This is a genomic window from Clostridium sp. BSD2780061688st1 H5, assembly GCF_005845155.1.
Taxonomy (GTDB): domain Bacteria; phylum Bacillota; class Clostridia; order Lachnospirales; family Lachnospiraceae; genus Claveliimonas; species Claveliimonas intestinigallinarum.
This window is the reverse complement of record NZ_SPGT01000002.1, coordinates 212,738-228,887: the sequence shown is the minus strand read 5'-3', so window position 1 is coordinate 228,887 and position 16,150 is coordinate 212,738. Positions and strand designations below refer to the sequence as shown.

General features: G+C 54.9%; 13 protein-coding genes, 2 tRNA genes and 1 riboswitch. Of the genes, 6 read left to right on the top strand and 9 right to left on the bottom strand.

Annotation, left to right across the window (positions count from 1 at the left end; translation table 11 throughout):
* Positions 1 to 52 precede the first annotated feature (52 nt).
* Positions 53 to 1,153, top strand: coding sequence for a glycerol dehydrogenase (locus FGQ86_RS02570; RefSeq protein ID WP_138302882.1), 1,101 nt, complete (start codon positions 53 to 55; stop codon positions 1,151 to 1,153).
* Positions 1,154 to 1,296: 143 nt separating this feature from the next.
* On the opposite strand, the gene FGQ86_RS02565 is transcribed toward FGQ86_RS02570, so the two are convergent.
* From FGQ86_RS02565 to FGQ86_RS02535, 7 genes are all read right to left on the bottom strand, one after another.
* Positions 1,297 to 2,670: an MATE family efflux transporter gene (locus tag FGQ86_RS02565; protein ID WP_033126298.1), complete on the bottom strand. Its 1,374-nt coding sequence runs from the start codon at positions 2,668 to 2,670 to the stop codon at positions 1,297 to 1,299.
* 126 nt (positions 2,671 to 2,796) lie between these two features.
* On the bottom strand, positions 2,797 to 5,484 hold the full coding sequence (gene mgtA / locus FGQ86_RS02560; RefSeq protein WP_033126297.1) for a magnesium-translocating P-type ATPase: 2,688 nt from the start codon (positions 5,482 to 5,484) through the stop codon (positions 2,797 to 2,799).
* Between the two features lie 404 nt (positions 5,485 to 5,888).
* Positions 5,889 to 6,051: riboswitch (M-box (ykoK) riboswitch) on the bottom strand.
* 74 nt (positions 6,052 to 6,125) lie between these two features.
* Positions 6,126 to 7,634 carry an AMP-binding protein gene (locus tag FGQ86_RS02555; protein WP_138302881.1) on the bottom strand — a complete coding sequence of 503 codons (1,509 nt, stop codon included), beginning with the start codon at positions 7,632 to 7,634 and terminating at the stop codon, positions 6,126 to 6,128.
* 29 nt (positions 7,635 to 7,663) lie between these two features.
* Positions 7,664 to 7,897: an acyl carrier protein gene (locus FGQ86_RS02550; RefSeq protein WP_033126295.1), complete on the bottom strand. Its 234-nt coding sequence runs from the start codon at positions 7,895 to 7,897 to the stop codon at positions 7,664 to 7,666.
* A 22-nt stretch (positions 7,898 to 7,919) separates the two neighbouring features.
* Positions 7,920 to 9,326 (bottom strand): condensation domain-containing protein, encoded by a 1,407-nt coding sequence (locus tag FGQ86_RS02545; RefSeq protein ID WP_347562468.1) that lies wholly within the window; start codon positions 9,324 to 9,326, stop codon positions 7,920 to 7,922.
* Positions 9,323 to 10,267, bottom strand: coding sequence for an alpha/beta hydrolase (locus tag FGQ86_RS02540; RefSeq protein WP_138302880.1), 945 nt, complete (start codon positions 10,265 to 10,267; stop codon positions 9,323 to 9,325). Before FGQ86_RS02540 ends, FGQ86_RS02545 begins: the two co-directional genes overlap by 4 nt.
* A 5-nt stretch (positions 10,268 to 10,272) precedes the next feature.
* On the bottom strand, positions 10,273 to 10,611 hold the full coding sequence (locus FGQ86_RS02535) for an SCP2 sterol-binding domain-containing protein (protein WP_033126293.1): 339 nt from the start codon (positions 10,609 to 10,611) through the stop codon (positions 10,273 to 10,275).
* A 265-nt stretch (positions 10,612 to 10,876) separates the two neighbouring features.
* Here FGQ86_RS02535 and FGQ86_RS02530 point away from each other — a divergent pair, with 265 nt between their 5' ends.
* The 5 genes from FGQ86_RS02530 (at position 10,877) to FGQ86_RS02510 (ending at position 13,995) form a co-directional block, all read left to right on the top strand.
* Entirely contained in the window at positions 10,877 to 11,494 is a 618-nt protein-coding gene (locus tag FGQ86_RS02530; protein WP_033126292.1) for a TetR/AcrR family transcriptional regulator, read from the top strand.
* 18 nt (positions 11,495 to 11,512) lie between these two features.
* Positions 11,513 to 12,616, top strand: a complete 1,104-nt coding sequence (locus FGQ86_RS02525; RefSeq protein WP_138302879.1) for an aldo/keto reductase — start codon at positions 11,513 to 11,515, stop codon at positions 12,614 to 12,616.
* A gap of 360 nt (positions 12,617 to 12,976) precedes the next feature.
* Positions 12,977 to 13,047: transfer RNA gene (locus FGQ86_RS02520), tRNA-Gln, on the top strand.
* A gap of 54 nt (positions 13,048 to 13,101) precedes the next feature.
* Positions 13,102 to 13,175: transfer RNA gene (locus tag FGQ86_RS02515), tRNA-Pro, on the top strand.
* A gap of 241 nt (positions 13,176 to 13,416) precedes the next feature.
* Positions 13,417 to 13,995 (top strand): hypothetical protein, encoded by a 579-nt coding sequence (locus FGQ86_RS02510; RefSeq protein ID WP_191493329.1) that lies wholly within the window; start codon positions 13,417 to 13,419, stop codon positions 13,993 to 13,995.
* A 39-nt stretch (positions 13,996 to 14,034) separates the two neighbouring features.
* Here the strand turns inward: FGQ86_RS02510 and FGQ86_RS02505 are convergent, their stop codons facing one another.
* Both FGQ86_RS02505 and dapF read right to left on the bottom strand, forming a co-directional pair.
* Positions 14,035 to 15,249, bottom strand: coding sequence for an LL-diaminopimelate aminotransferase (locus FGQ86_RS02505; protein WP_138302878.1), 1,215 nt, complete (start codon positions 15,247 to 15,249; stop codon positions 14,035 to 14,037).
* Between the two features lie 31 nt (positions 15,250 to 15,280).
* A complete protein-coding gene (gene dapF / locus FGQ86_RS02500; protein WP_033125702.1) occupies positions 15,281 to 16,123 on the bottom strand; it encodes a diaminopimelate epimerase in 843 nt (280 codons plus the stop codon).
* Positions 16,124 to 16,150: the final 27 nt, after the last annotated feature.

The following is a 16,150-nucleotide window of genomic DNA, read 5'->3' as shown; positions in this document are numbered from 1 at the left end:
AATTGATAAATTTTTAACACACCTTTTTATGTGTCGCAAAGGAGGATTTATTATGCTTAGACTGAGAATGATGCGCGCACCTCAAAAATATGTTCAGGGCAAGGACTCCCTTCTCCATTTCCACGAGGAGATGAAGGATCTGGGAAACAGCTGGCTCTTCATCTGCTCCAGAAGCGGGCATAAGATGTGTCACGATAAAATCGAGAAGAGCTTTGAGGGGACGGAGGATATCCGCCACTATGAGATCTTCGGCGGGGTCTCCAGCGTAGGCGAGATTGAAAAAATGAGACAGATCGCAAGGCAGGAAGGACTCAACGTCATCGTTGGCGTTGGCGGCGGCTCCGCCATCGACACGGCCAAGGCCACTGCCTACTACGAAAATCTGCCGGTAGTGATCATCCCCACTGTGGTGGCTACGGATGCCCCCTGCACTGGTCTCTCTGTCATTTACAACGATGACAAGACCTTCAACAGCTATCTGTTCTACCCAAAGAATCCTGAGGCCGTGATCGTGGACAGCGAGATCATCGCAAATGCCCCTGTGAAGTTCCTGGTAGCCGGTATGGGCGACGCCCTGGGCACCTATTTTGAGGCCAGGGCCTGCCAGCGCACAGACGCTCCCAGCCTGGAAAACGGAGGCATTACCCGATCCGCTATGGCGCTGTGCCGCCTCTGCTATGACACCCTGAAGGAATACGGGGCTGCCGCCAGGAAGGCCTGCGAGTGCCATGTGGTCACTCCCGCCCTGGAAGCCATCATCGAGGCCAATGTCTATCTCTCCGGCGTGGGCGCTGACAACGGCGGCCTCGCGGTAGCCCACTCCTTCTACAATGGTCTCACCGCCCTTGGCGGACACAGCGCGCCCCATGGCTGCTGCGTTGCCTTCGGCACTCTCGTCCAGCTCGTGCTGGAGGGAGCCTCGAAGGAGGAGTTCCGGGAGGTTCAGGATTTCTGCATGGAGGTCGGTCTGCCGGTTACCCTGGAGGAAATTGGCATCACAAAGGATGAAGAGATACGCGTCATCGCCGAGAAATCCTGCGTAGAGGGCGAATCCATCCACAACATGGTGACGGACGTGACTCCTGACCAGCTCTACGCGGCCATCATCGCCGCGGACGCTCTGGGAAAGGAGCGCCTGGCATCCTCGAAATAAACATCTGCCACGAGGCAAACGCTTTTCCTTAACCAGCGATCTATATAAAACAGGCAGGAGCGCCCGACTTGTAGTCAGGGCTCCTGCCTGTCTCTGTCTATTGAAATGTCTATTGAAATCTTTCATACCTTATCCGGTCTGACCTAGACGCTGTAGATCCCCTCCCGCTTCAGCTGCCGGATGCACTGCTTCCGCACGAACCAGAAGCACACCGCCTGCATGGCAATGGTGAAGATCCAGGAGCCGGGGTAGGAGATGAACAGGAAGTGCAGGGATCTGTGGTGGGGAAAGAAGCCGTAGATCCACACGATCCTGGTTCCCACTGTCCCGATGACGGACAGGATCATGGGCACGGCGGAGCGTCCCATGCCCCGCAGGGCGCCCGGAAAGAGATCCATGATGCCGCAGAGGAAATAGGGAACAGTGGTGATGGACAGGATCTCCAGTCCGCACTGGATCACCTCCGGGTCTGAGGTGTAGATCCCAAGGAGCCGTGAGCCGAATACATAGGCCCCCACGCCCAGCACCAGGGCCGCGCCGGCCGACAGGATCATGCAGTCCGCCAGCACCCGGTCCATCCGCTTCTGCTTGCCAACGCTGTAATTCTGGCTGGTAAAGCTCATGCAGGCCTGTGTCACCGCGTTCACCGACACATAGAGAAAGCCCAGGATGTTGTTGGCCGCCGTGTAGCCTGCCATGGCGATAGAGCCGAAGGAGTTGACTGAGGACTGGAGCATGGCGTTAGAGAAATTGATGACCGTACTCTGGATGCCCGCCGGTATGCCCACCTGAAAGATCCGCTTCAGGTAGACAGCTCTGATCCTGAGCTTTGAGAAGCGCAGCTGATAGCTTCCCTCCGTCCTGTGGAGGCAGCGCAGCACCAGGATGCTGGAGACCATCTGGGAGGCCACTGTGCCAATGGCCACGCCGGCCACGTCCAGGGGGATGACGATGACAAGCAAAAGATCCAGCACCACATTGGCCAGCCCCGCCACGCAGAGGAACATCAGGGGCCTCTTCGTGTCCCCCACCGCCCGCAGGATAGCCGCCCCGTAGTTATAGAGCATAAAGAAGGGCATGCCAAGGAAATAGATCCTCATGTACGTGGTGGACTGACCGATCACATTTCCCGGGGTATCCATCAGGCTCAGGGCAAAGCGGGACATGGCAAAGCCCACAAAGGCCATGATGATGCCGCTGACCAGGGCCAGGGCGATGGCGGTATGTACGGACTCGGACATCTCCTTGTCCCGGCCGGCCGCATAGTACCTGGCGGCCAGCACGTTTGCCCCCAGGGAGATGCCGATAAAGAGATTGGTGAAAATGTTGATCAGCGCCGTGGTGGAGCCAACAGCTGCCAGGGCGTCGCTCCCGCTGAAACGCCCCACCACGATGATGTCCACCGCGTTGAACATAAGCTGCAGGATGCTTGTCAGCATCAGGGGAAGCGAAAATGAGATCAGCTTGTCCATGATAGTCCCATTGCACATATCTATTTCATATTTATTCCTTTTCAATGTCCGATCCCTCCACTTCGTTTTGTGCCATGGCTATCTTACTGCTTTCTCCGGTTTTCGTCAATAGACGCCCGCCGGCTTTCCGGATCACGTTTCCAGATCACGTTTACGGATCAAGTCTTCGGATCACAGCCACTCCCCGTATCGGCGTATATAGAGCTTCTTCACAGCGGTGGCCAGCGCCATATACCCGGCCACGATCGCCGCAAGCCACCCAAAGTACACAGCCGGCAGCGGCGCAAGGCCCAGGGCATCCCCCACCGGCGTGAAGGGGATCCATGTGGCGATCCCGATGCCCGCCAGCGACAGGAGCGCAACCGGCGCGGAAGCCCGGCTCTGCACAAAGGGGAGATGGGGCGTGCGGATCGTGTGGATCACCAGCATCTGGCTCCACATGGACTCCACGAACCATCCCGCCTGGAAGAGGGAAGCAAAGAGCGCCTGCCCCTCCTGCCCGGCGATCCGGGAAAACAGCTGCCCGCCCGTGCATGCGGGACAGATCACAAAATACAGCACCGCAAAGGTGACAATGTCAAACACCGAGCTCACCGGGCCGTTCCAGAGCATAAATCGGCTGATCCCGGAGGCGTCCCATTTTCTCGGCACCCGCAGCCAGTCCTCATCCACATTGTCCCAGGACATGGCTGTGCAGGAAATGTCGTAGATCAGGTTCAGCAGGATGAGATGGATGGACTCCATGGGCAGGAAAGGCAGAAACGCGCTTGCTGCCAGGATGGAAAAAATGTTTCCAAAGTTGGAGGATGCGGTCATCTTGATGTATTTGATCATGTTGGCATAGGTCTTTCTCCCCTCCAGAACGCCCCGGGCCAGCACCTTCAGGTCCTTCTCAATCAGGATGACAGAGGAGGCCTCCTTGGCAATATCCACAGCCGTGTCCACCGAAATCCCCACGTCCGCCGCTTTCATGGCAGCCGCATCGTTGATCCCGTCCCCCATGTAGCCCACACAGTGTCCCCTCTCCCGGAGCACCCGGACGATCCGCTCCTTCTGGGACGGCGAAAGCTTGGCAAAGACAGTGGTCTTTTCCGCCCTTCTCCCCAGCTCGCCGTCATCCATCCGGTCCACCTCATCTCCCAGCAGGATGGCCCTTCCGTCCAACCCCACCTGCCTGCAGATGGCCCGGGTCACCTTCTCATTGTCCCCTGTCAGGATTTTTGTCGTGACGCCGTACTCCCGAAGAGCCAGGAGGGCTTCCCCTGTGTCCGCCTTGGGCGGATCCAGAAAGGCCAAAAAGCCGATCAGGACCATGTCCCTCTCGTCTGCCGCGGAGAACTGCCCCTCCGGGGAGGGATCTGTCTTCTGGGCCACAGCGATCACCCGCATCCCCGCCTCGTTGAGCCTCTCCGCCCTTGCAAGCACAAGCTCCCTCACCTCGTCCTCCAGAGGGCGGATCCTGCCGCCGCACTCCGCGAAGGAGCAGCAGCCCAGCATCTCCTCCACAGCTCCCTTTGTGACCATCTGGGTCTTGCCCTCTGTATCTCTCACCACCACGCTCATCCGGCGGCGCTGGAAGTCAAAGGGAACCTCGTCTGTCTTCGTATACCGGCGGATCAGCTCCTCTGCCCCCAGCTCCTTCTGCTTCTCAATGACCGCAATATCGATCAGGTTTTTCAGCCCGGTCTGGAAATAGCTGTTGAGAAAGCCGTGGCGCAGCACCCGGTCGTCCTCCTGCCCGTCCACATTCAGATGGTATTCCAGCACTACCTTATCCCGGGTGAGCGTGCCGGTCTTGTCCGTGCACAGGATATCCACACCGCCCAGGTTCTGAATGGAATTCAGGTTTTTCACAATGACCTTTTTCCTACTCATGGCAAGGGAGCCCTTTGCCAGGGATGTGGTGACGATCATGGGCAGCATCTCCGGGGTCAGCCCCACCGCCACGGAGATGGCAAAGAGAACCGCCTGCATCCAGTCTCCCTTTGTAAAGCCGTTGATGAAGAGGACCACCGGCACCATGACAAGCATGAACCGGATCAGCACCCAGGAGACCGCGTTGACGCCCTTTTCAAAGGTTGTCTTGGGGGGCTTCTCATCCAGGGCTCCCGCCATTGTGCCCAACATGGTGTCATCGCCCACAGCGATCACCACTGCCTGGGCCGACCCGCTGATCACATTGCTGCCCATAAATGCCAGGTTGGCCATTTCCGTCAGGCCGCCCTTCCCGGCTGTCCGCTCTCCTGTCTTCTCCACCGGCTCGCTCTCTCCTGTCAGGGCCGACTGGCTGATAAAGAGGTCCTTGGCGGACAGGATGCGCAGATCCGCAGGGATCATATCCCCGGCTGACAGGTAGACGAGATCCCCCGCCACGATGTCCTCCATGGGGATCTCCTCCCTGCGCCCCTCCCGCTCCACGCAGGCGGTGGTGTGGATCATGCCGGAGAGCCTGTCCGCCACATTGCCGCTCCTCGTCTCCTGCACAAACCTGAGAACGCCGGAGATCAGCACCATGGCCATGATGATGACTACCGTGGCACAGCTGCGGTCCTGGGGCGCGGCGAACACAATGTCTGTGAACACAGAGATAGCCGCCAGCGCCAGCAGCACCAGAGTAAACGGGTTGACAAAGGAGAAGAAAAGCTTTCCGGGAAGGGGATTTTTCTTTCCGTGGGTCAGCACATTTTTTCCCCATCTCTCCCTGGAATCCTCCGCCGTCTCGCTGTCCAGCCCGCCCGGGCCTGTTCCATATCTTCCTCTGATCTCCCCCTCGCTGCTGCGGGCCGCCCAGAGCATTGTCTGCGCATGCTTCCTGCTTCTGTCTTTTGCAATGATCGTGTTTCTGGTCATGTTTTTCATGTTCCTGTACCTCCCGACGTTTTATTTTTGTTCAGCACGCTGGTAAGAGTACAGCGGTATCCTGCCGGAAGATTTTTTACAGACCAGAAGCCTGTTTTCTCTGGAAAACAAAAAATCCACCGTCCGTAAGATCTCCTCACAAAACGGTGGAAAAGCATGCGGATATAAAGCTACAGACCGGCACACCCGTGCCTCTGCAGCAGAAATCTTCGCTCTGCCCTGCACCGCTTTGCAATTCCGCTGCTGCTACTGTGATACATGAGTGTGCTCACCTTCCTTCCTTTTCTCTCGTGCCTGCTTCTTTACATACATTTCTGCGCGCACTTTTTTATTCTGCCGGCCCCCTGGAGCCTCCAGCAAAATAAAAAACCCTGTATGTCCGGTGAACATACAGGGAAAACTTACCTATTGCACATTCGTATGAGCTTTAACTCTGCAGGGCGGTGAAACTGTATTATGATACACCTTGCTGTCGATGTACCCTGTTCAAACCCTCTCATAGTGTCTCCACTATTTCGCGGCAACAGTCCATATCCCTTGCAGTAGCCTTACCTACCGAACATTTTTAAAATAGCACGTTTCAAAAAATCTGTCAACCTGCAAAAGCTCTGTCCTCTTGAAAGTCCTCTAAAAAGTCATCTTCAAAATCTCTTGATCTTTCTCGTGGTTGTCTTCTCAAACTCCTTGTCCCGGACGATGAGGCTGTAAATCTTCTTCTGGGGAGCCGCCGTCCTGTTGTACGCGTCGATGACCTCCTGGAGGGCCGCTCTTACGTCCTTCACCCTCTTCCTTTTCACATAGTCCTGATCCGGATAGATCTCCGCCTCGATGACGCCGCCCTTCTCCCGGACAAGCACCTCGCCCACAAGTCGGTTTCCGCTGAGGGCATTTTCCAGCTCCTCCGGTGATACATTCTCCCCGTTCTTCGTGATGATGAGATTTTTCTTGCGGCCTGTCAGGTAGACAAAGCCCTCCTCGTCCACATAGCCAAGGTCGCCGGTCTTCAGCCATCCGTCCTCCAAAGTCTCGGCAGTCTCCTCGGGCATCCTGTAGTAGCCCTGCATGACGCTGCTGCCCTTCACCCAGAGCTCCCCGTCCACAGTCTTGGCCTCGCAGTTGGGCACAAGCTGTCCCACCGAGTCGCTGCGGATGTTCCACCGCTGGGAAATGCTGATAACAGGGGAGCACTCGGTCATGCCGTAGCCCTGCTGGATGACGATGCCATACTTTTTGAACATGTCGATGTATTTGGGATCCAGGTAGGCGCCGCCGCTGCAGATGGTGTGGAACTGCTTTCCGAACACCTGATTCTTCACGATCTTCGCCGGCAGAAGGGACGCCTCCTCCAGCTTCTTTGCCATGGTCTCGATCATCAGGGGCACCATCAGGATCATCTCCGGCTTAAAGAGCTTAATGTTCTTCGCCACCCGCATGAGGGAGTCATTGATGCAGATCACTGCCGCCAGGGACACGCCCTTCAGGATGTCCATGCTGAGGCAGTAGGCGTGGTGGATCGGGAGCACTGTCATGATGACGATCCGCTCCGGAATCTTCATGTCCAGGCAGGTCGCGTTCTCCGCCACATTTCTGTGGGTCAGCATGACGCCCTTGCTCTTCCCCGTTGTGCCCGAGGTGAACATGATCGTGCAGAGCTGATCCGGCTGGGGCTCATAGTCAAAGCTCCCTCTGTGCTCTTCCAGCAGCTTCCAGAAGCCGGAGACCTGCTCGCCGCGATCCTCCTTCTGCATGGAGATGATCCTGCGCAGCTGGGGGCATTTCTCCTTCGCCATGACAGCCACGTCTTTTCTCACCTCGTCGTAGACGAGTACCGTGGAATCCGACCGGCTGATCAGGTCGCACACATCCTCCGCCGGCAGATTCACATCCAGAGGCACTACAACACTGCCGCTGTCCACAGTGCCAAAGTAGGCCACCAGCCACTCGTAGGAGGTCATGCCGATGACCGCGATGTGGTTGCCCTGCTCCCCCAGATCCCGAAGGACGCAGGAGAAGCTCTCACTGTCCTCCCGAAGCTGTGTGTAGGTTTTCGATGCAATTTCATTTTTACTCACTTTATAGCGGATCGCGTCCTTTGGCCCGTACTTTTCTTCCGTACCTGCCAGTATTTCGCGGACAGTACTGCAAAGCATATCTTCCCACCCTTTCTTCTGCTTTCAGATTAATTTTCAGCAGTCAGCTTTTCCAGATAGTCCACAGCCTCCTGCACAGTGCGGATGTTTGCGGCCTCTGTCTGCTCCACTTCCACATCGAACTCATCCTCGATCTCGCCCAGCATGCTCATGAAGTCAAAGGATGTAAAGCCAAGATCCTCCATAAAGCGTGACTCCGGATGGATGTTTTCCGGCTCCACCTCCACATAGTTACAGATGATATCAACTAATTTCTCAAACATGGTACTTTCTCCTTTTTCTACACTAAACTAATTTGATGATCTCGCCGATGGTCAGATCCGGGTTCTCCGCCCCCTTGAACATGATCCGGCACAGATAGTAATACAGGTACTCCAGCTCCTCCCTTGACACTGCCTTGATCTGGTGCTCAAAGTTGAAGTCCAGCCCGTTGTCCTCCGGCCGGTGCATGACGGTCAGGTACATGCCCTGGGGACAGATGCCGTTGGGATACCATTTTGTCTTGTACCGGATGTCTCCCAGCTGATCCAGTCCCTTCTCCTTCAGGGTCAGCGGCTGGTAGGTCAGAGAGATGGGCTCGTATCCCAGTCCCGGCTGAGGCTGCGGATAGGTCTTGGCCCGGTAGGCAAAGTAGGCTGTGGGGTCGTAATTCGCGTGGCGGAAGTACTCGTTCTGCTTGTCCCGGATGGCGTAGGCGCCGTCGATGAATTTCATATCCTCCGGGAAAATAGTCCGGAAGGGGAAGGAGTGGATCCTGGTGCCGCCAGACTTCTTCTCCTTCAGGGTGGCCCTCCTGGCGATGGTGGTGGTCAGGGACACATCCTCAAATCCGTTCATTTTCTGGTAGTAGGTGCGAAGCCCCATGAGAAGCAGGCATGCCAGGGACACGTGATATTTCTCGCAGAAATCCATCAGCCTCTTTGTGGGCTCTGCCTCCAGGTGGAAGATATCCAGGGCAGAGGTGGTGTCGTCTGTGACGCAGAAGGCGGATCGCAACTTAGGATTTTTAAACATCTCCCGCATGGACTCCAGCTTGGCCGTGCCGTGGAGATCATTGTAGATGGGCTCGGACTTTTCGATCTCCTTCTGGAAATAGTCGATGTCTCTTTGCTGTGCCTTGCTGCCCGCCTCGTAGGCGAAATCCCGCTCGATCTGTTCAATGTAAGAGGCCATATCCTTGGGGTAGGGAACACCCTCGTACTTGGCGTTGCAGTACAGCTCGATGATGTCCTTCAGGAAGCAGATGAGGGACTGGGCGTCCACGATCATGTGATTTCCCAGGAAGTACACGCCGTTAAATCCGTCCGGCATCTTGATCATGACGATCCTTGTCAGGGGAGAGTCAAACATCTTAAAGGGCACGGTAGTCCACTTCTGCATCTGGGCCTCCGCCTCCTCCACAGTCCCGCCGGAGAAATCCGCGAACTCGATATCCATCTCCTCCGGGTCTGTCACATACTGGTACCAGATCCCCTCTTTATCCCTGGCAAAGCGGACACGCATGGCCTCGCTCCTTGCGTAGGCCTCGTTGATGGACTTTTTCAGCTGATCCCAGTCAAGCTCCACTTCGATAGTCAGGCTTGTCCCGATATTCAGCACCGCCATGCTGGGACAGTGGGGCGCATAGTACATGTGGAATTTCTGGGCTACAGTCAGCGGATACACTTTGTGACCTTTTCTTGTTCTCATCATTTCATTATTCCTCCGATAAATACATCCAGGGCTTCCTCGTACGCCTTGGTATCTTTATAGTAGCTCTCTCCGTGGCCCGCGCCCTTGACGATCAGCTTTGTCTTGGGCGACGCGCAGTTTTTGTAGATCTCCTCGCACATCCAGCAGGGCACGAAAATGTCGTCTTCGCCGTGTATGAAGAGGAAGGGCACCTTCGCCTTTCTCACTTCCCTGGCCGCATTGCAGTCATCCAGGCCGTAGCCCGCGTTTTTTCGATTCACCCTATCCGCGATCTGGATCATGGGAAATGCCGGCAGGTGGTACATGCTGTGGAGCACATGGGTAAACACGTCCTTGGCGGATGTGAAAGCGCAGTCGGACACAATCCCCTTCACCTGCTCCGGGAGCTCCATGCCGCCCATCATGCAGACAGTGGCGCCTCCCATGGAATTGCCGTGGAGCAGGATCTGGGCGTCATCGCCGATCTTTTCGATCATCCATTTGACCCACTCCAGTCCATCCAGCCGGTCCATAGTGCCAAAGCCGATGTAGGTGCCCTCGCTGTCGCCGTGAGCCCTCTCATCGATCAGGAGCATCCGGAAGCCGTGGTTCAGGTAATAATAAGAAAGGCTCCCGTAGTCGTTCAGCCCTCTGCTGGTGTAGCCGTGGAAACAGATGACAGCCTTTGTCCCCCCGTCTCCCGGGAAATATGTACCGTGCAGCTTCAGACCGTCCTTTGACCTGATCCACACATCCTCGTGAGGCTGCCCCATCATCCAGTCATGGCGCTCATGCATAATGGGAAAATGGCTCTCCCAGTCCACACCGGACATCTTCATGGTCCGCTCTACCTTTGCGTTGTACCTCTTCATGGTCCTTCTGTAAAAATAGGCCGTCCCGCCTGCTTCCGCCGCCGCTGCGGCTCCCAGGAGCAGGGCTGCCCCCTTCAGCAATTTACCCATCCTTCTCACCTGCTTTTCTTTTTGCTGTTGATCAAATCCTTCAGTTTTAATGCTTTATCGATATTGCCTTCCACCTTCAGTTTCCCCAGCGTCACCGCAAGAATGGGATCTGTCTTCCCGTCCGCGATCTTGAACAGGGTCTCCGCGGAGCAGGTAAACATGGCGTCCCGGTCAAAATACTCGTAGGGCTCCACAAACAGCTGTCCGTCCTTCACCTCAGCGTAAAAAATCCCTTCCGCCTCTCCGGTGATGTTGAACTGGTATGCCAGATGCTCGTGGATATCGCTGACATCCGCGTCCATCAGCATGCCCTTTACCTTTGAAAACATATCTGCGTAGGTCATAGCATCCTCCTTCTCGACCGTTTTCTGGTTTTTTCGACCAACGGTCATGTCCTTTTCTCTGTTAGATTAACACCTTTTCGGCCGCCGGTCAACTATCGTTCCCCTAAAAATACAGCCGGGTTTTTTCTGTTTTTTGTGCGCTTTTACAGTTGGCCGAAATCCCCGGTCTGTGGTATATTGGACTTGTATTGTATAAGTAGAATGAATTTATATAAGCGGATACAGCGCATACCAGCAGGAAAGACCGCAAGGAAAGGTGACACATATGCCAAATCAGCTGAAGTACAACAGAATTCTGGACGCTCTCCAGGAGCTTTTGGAAAATCGGAACATGCAGACTATCTCTGTCAGCGACATCGCCCAGACCGCGGGCATCGGAAAGGGGAGCATCTACTACTACTTTCCCTCCAAGGACGCTATCCTGGACGCCCTGGTGGAGCGGAATTACGAGAAGCCTCTCCAGACCGCCAAGGACCTGGCAGACAGGACGGAGATCTCCCCATTCACAAGGATGGCCATGATCTTCCAGGCCTGCCGAAGCTCCTCATCCGAGTTCCTCAAGTCTGAGGAGCGGGCGGGCTCCGACACCCAGGAGAAAATCTTCCTCCGCCAGAAGTACGTCAATCACATCATCACAGAGCTGAAGCCCGTCCTGGCGGAGATCATCCGGCAGGGCGTGGAGAGCGGTGATATCCACTTCAGCGATCCCGACGCCCTGGCGGAGATCGTGTTGATCGTCCTGGCGGTCAAGTTCGACAACTCCCTCGTCCCCTCCTCAAAGGAGGACATCGAGCGGACCATCGACGCCCTCATCCTGCTGCTGGAGAAGGGGACGGAAAATCCGGCGGGATCGCTGAATTTTTTGAAGAGCCCGCTGTCATAGGAAAGGAGCTGCCTTATTATGTATTACAAAGAATTCCGGGGAAACAGGATTTCCGCACTGGGTCTGGGAAGTCTGCGGCTCCCCACCGTGTCCGGGAACACCTCCTCCATTGACCGCGCAAAGGCAATGGAGGTGATCGATCAGGCTTTCACTGAAGGGATCAACTTTTTTGACACTGCCTTTACCTACCACAAGACTGACTCCGAGACATTTCTCGGAGAGGCATTGTCCCGCTATCCCCGAGACAGCTACTATCTGTCCTCCAAGTTTTATGTGGGAGCCCGGACTGATCTGGATCATGTCTTTGAGGAACAGCTTGCCCGCTGCCAGACAGAGTATTTTGACTTTTACATGCTGCACAGCGTGCAGGAACAGTTTCTCGACGACTATACGGATCCGGCGCGGGATTATATCGGCTATCTGCTCAGGCAGAAGGAAGCCGGCCGCATCCGCTATCTCGGCTTTTCCTCCCATGCGGCGCCGGAGGGGCTGGAAAAATTTCTTCAGTGGTATCCTGGCTTTGACATGGCTCTGATCCAGCTCAATTACCTGGACTGGACAATGCTGGACGGCAGACGTCAATACGAGATCCTGACTGAACACAACATTCCGGTCTGGGTCATGGAGCCCCTGAAGGGCGGCCGCCTTGTACACTTAAGCCAGGAGGCGGAGGACATCCTGCGGGCCGCCGCCCCGGAGCAGTCAATTCCCTCCTGGTCCTTCCGCTATCTGATGGGGCTGGACAATGTGCAGTGCGTTCTCAGCGGCATGTCCTCTCCCCAGGAGGTTCACGCAAATGCAGAGGTATTCCGGGAGGGCAACACTCTCTCCCCAGCGGAGCACACAGCGCTGGACAGGGCGGTAAATGCTTTCCGGGATTCCTTTGGCGTCCCCTGCTCCTCCTGCCGCTACTGCTGCCCCGTCTGCCCGGCTGATCTGGATATCCCGGCTCTGATCCAGGGCTACAATGAGCTCACTGTCGGCGGGGAGCCGTGGAAGCTGTTCCATCTGACGCAGATCAAAGGCCCCATGGCCTGTCTCCAGTGCGGTGCCTGCGCGAAGAGGTGTCCCCAGAGGATCGACATTCCCGCTGTCATGAAACAGTATGCGGCGCTGCGCTGATCTGAGACCGCCGGAGTGATCTGTCGTTGGCAGAAGCCGAAAAAGGAGAGGCCGAAATTGGTCTCTCCTCTCTCATTTCTATTTTCTTCGCTTGCTTTCCTTGTCTGCTTTTCCGCAAATTCAAGCGATAAGATTGTTCGATCCGGATTAAAACGTTCTTCTATGGTATCACAGTCCCCAGTATACTCTCGTCTTCGACAGAGACATAGGACTCCTCATCCAATTTCAGGCAATATTTAAGTCAACAGATTTGCATCCTCAAAAGAAAGAAAAAAAATTTAAAAAAGTGCTTGCATTTTTGGAAAAGCCTGCTATAATAATATTTGTTCGCTGAACAAAACGAACACAGAAGCTTAGTAATGCGGATTGGTGTAATGGCAGCACAGCAGACTCTGACTCTGTTAGTAGAGGTTCGAGTCCTCTATCCGTAGTTCCTTGGCAGGGGCACCGGAACTTCTGTAAAAGGAAGTTTCGGTCAACATTAACGGAGTGTGGCTCAGCTTGGTAGAGCGCTACGTTCGGGACGTAGAGGTCGCAGGTTCAAATCCTGTCACTCCGATCTATCCCTCGTTTTTACGAGGGATTTTCTTTTTTCTAAAATCAGAAAACCGGTTGCCTTTTCATTTTCAATTCTGTGAATACAACCGCCATACATCCGCTTTCAAAGGTATGCAGAGACAAAAAAGCTGCATATCTTTTTTATTGCACAGTTCTAAAAACAGAATTATACTGTGAACAGCAACTGCTAAGCAAAAGATAAATGATCAAAAATATTCGAGCATTTAGGCGAGGTGGAAATTATGGAAAAAATAAAGCTCATCCCCTTAGTGGGTATGGAATTTAGTGATGCAAAAATTGCGTTGGCCTCTTCGCAAAAAGATGTGAAAAACCTGTTTGGAGAACCTTATAGTACACGGAATCATTCCCTGTTCTATTTTAACAACGAATTGCGATTTGATTTTGACGATGACGGAAGCATAGAATTCATTGAGTTTTTAGGAGGATTTGACGGGAAGCTGCAGCCGGTCATCTATGGCGTCTCTGCCTTCCGGACCCCAGCAGATACCTTGTACAATGTACTCAGCAAAGAAAATCAGGGAGAGATTGACGATAGCGAAGACGGGTATTCTTATGGGTTTCTGAATATCAGCGTTGGAGTATATCGCCCCTCCGTTCCCCAAGATGTGGAGGATCTGATCGCGGAAGCCATTGCGGACAAAAAACCGATGGATGAAGCCGAAATCGAGGACGAGATGAAAAAAGCAAACTATTGGGCCACTATCGGCAGGCTTTTCCCCTTTATCCCAGCAAAACCATTGCGAAAGTGTGTCCTTCCAGGTTACAATTTACACAATTCCCCACCAGTACCATTAATTTGAGACGTAATACTTTTAAAAAGTATTACGTCTCAAATTAAATTACATCTTCTTTATTCTCTCGATCGCTGCCACTGTATTCTCGTAGGAGCCGAAGGCTGTCAGCCGGAAATATCCTTCCCCGCTGGGGCCGAAGCCTGAACCGGGGGTGCCCACCACGCCGGCATTCTCCAGAAGGTAGTCGAAGAACTGCCAGGAGGTCATTCCGGAGGGGGTCTCCAGCCAGATGTAGGGAGCGTTGACGCCGCCTGATACATTGTAGCCTGCGTCCTTCAGCCCCTGATAGATAACCTTGGCGTTGTTCATGTAGTATGCCACCTGCCCCTTCAGCTGGGCCTTGCCTGCCTCTGAGTAGACTGCCTCGCCCGCCTTCTGCACGATGTAGGGCGCGCCGTTGTACTTTGTGCCGTGTCGTCTTGCCCAAAGGGAGTGGAGCATCACATCACCGGACTTGATGTCCTTGGGCACGATGGTGGCGCCCAGACGCACGCCGGTAAATCCCGCGTTTTTGGAGAAGCTGCGCAGCTCGATGGCGCAGGTCCTTGCCCCCTCACACTCATAGATGGTGTGGGGAACATCCTCCTCGGAGATATATGCCTCGTAGGCCGCGTCGTAGATAATGACAGCGCCCACCTTATTGGCATAGTCCACCCACTCCTGGAGCTGTGCCTTTGTGATGGTGGAGCCTGTAGGGTTGTTGGGGAAGCACAGATAAATGATGTCCGGTGTCTCCTTCGGAAGCTCCGGCGCGAAATTTGTCTCCTTTGTGCAGGGCATGTAGATCACATCACTCCATGTCTCCGTCTTCGGATCGTAGGTGCCTGTTCGGCCTGCCATGACGTTGGTGTCCACATACACCGGATACACGGGATCGCACACAGCGATCTTGTTGTCCTTTGCAAAAATCTCCTGGATATTTCCGGAGTCACACTTTGCTCCGTCTGAGATAAAAATCTCGTCTGCCCTTATATCGCAGCCCTTGTCCTGATAGTCATTTTTTGCCATGGCGCTGCGCAGGAACTCATATCCAAGATCCGGCGCGTAGCCGTGGAACGTCTCTGCGTGAGCCATCTCATCCACCGCGCTGTGGAGGGCGTCGATGATGGCCGGAGCCAGAGGCTGGGTCACATCGCCGATACCAAGGCGGATGATGGATTTCTCAGGATTTGCCTCCTGGTAGGCCGCCACTTTTTTCCCGATAGTAGAGAAAAGATAGCTGCCGGGCAGTTTCAGATAATCTTCATTTACTTTGAACATCTCTTGTATTCTCCTTATCTTTTACTATGTTTTATACCTCGCCGTCAAACACGTGGACAGCGGGCCCTGTCAGCAGAATTTCGCCGGTATCCTCCCGCCACTGTGCCAACAGGTCTCCTCCTATTAATTTTACCGTAACCTGGCGGTCTGTCAAGTCATTTAATACGCCTGCCGCAAGAACCGCGCAGGCGCCGGTGCCGCAGGACAGGGTCTCACCGCTCCCCCTCTCCCACACCCGCACCCTGACAGTCCCCCGATCCTCCACCTGGGCAAACTCCACATTCACCCGCCTGGGAAAGCGGCCGTGATATTCTATGGGCGGACCCAAACGCTGCAGATCCAGCCCTCTCACATGGCCTGTAAAAATGACCGCGTGGGGATTTCCCATGGAGATGGCGGTCATCGGGTACTCCACGCCGCCAACCCGCACAGGCTCGCGTATCATGCAGGTGTGCTCCGAGATGGCAGGCACCTGGTCCGCCTCCAGCACCGGCTTCCCCATATTCACCTCCACCATGCGGATCTCCCCGCCTGCCGGAACCTCCTCCTCCGCAAACAGCCTCAGATGCCGGGTGCCTGCCCCGGTCTGGATGTCCAGCTCTCTCTTATCTGTCAGCCCTCTGTCGTAGACGTATTTCCCCAGACAGCGGATCCCGTTCCCGCACATCTCTCCCCGGGAGCCATCCGCATTGTACATCTCCATAGCAAAATCCGCTCTTCTGGAAGGGCGGATCAGAATGAGGCCGTCCGCCCCCACCCCAAAATGCCGGTCGCTCAGTCGCCTGGCAAGGATATCCGGCTCATTGACCGTCTCCTCCAGACAATTTACATAGATATAGTCATTTCCCGTGCCCTGCATTTTCGAAAATCTCATAGCACGCCTCTGCCTCCTGCCGCAGAC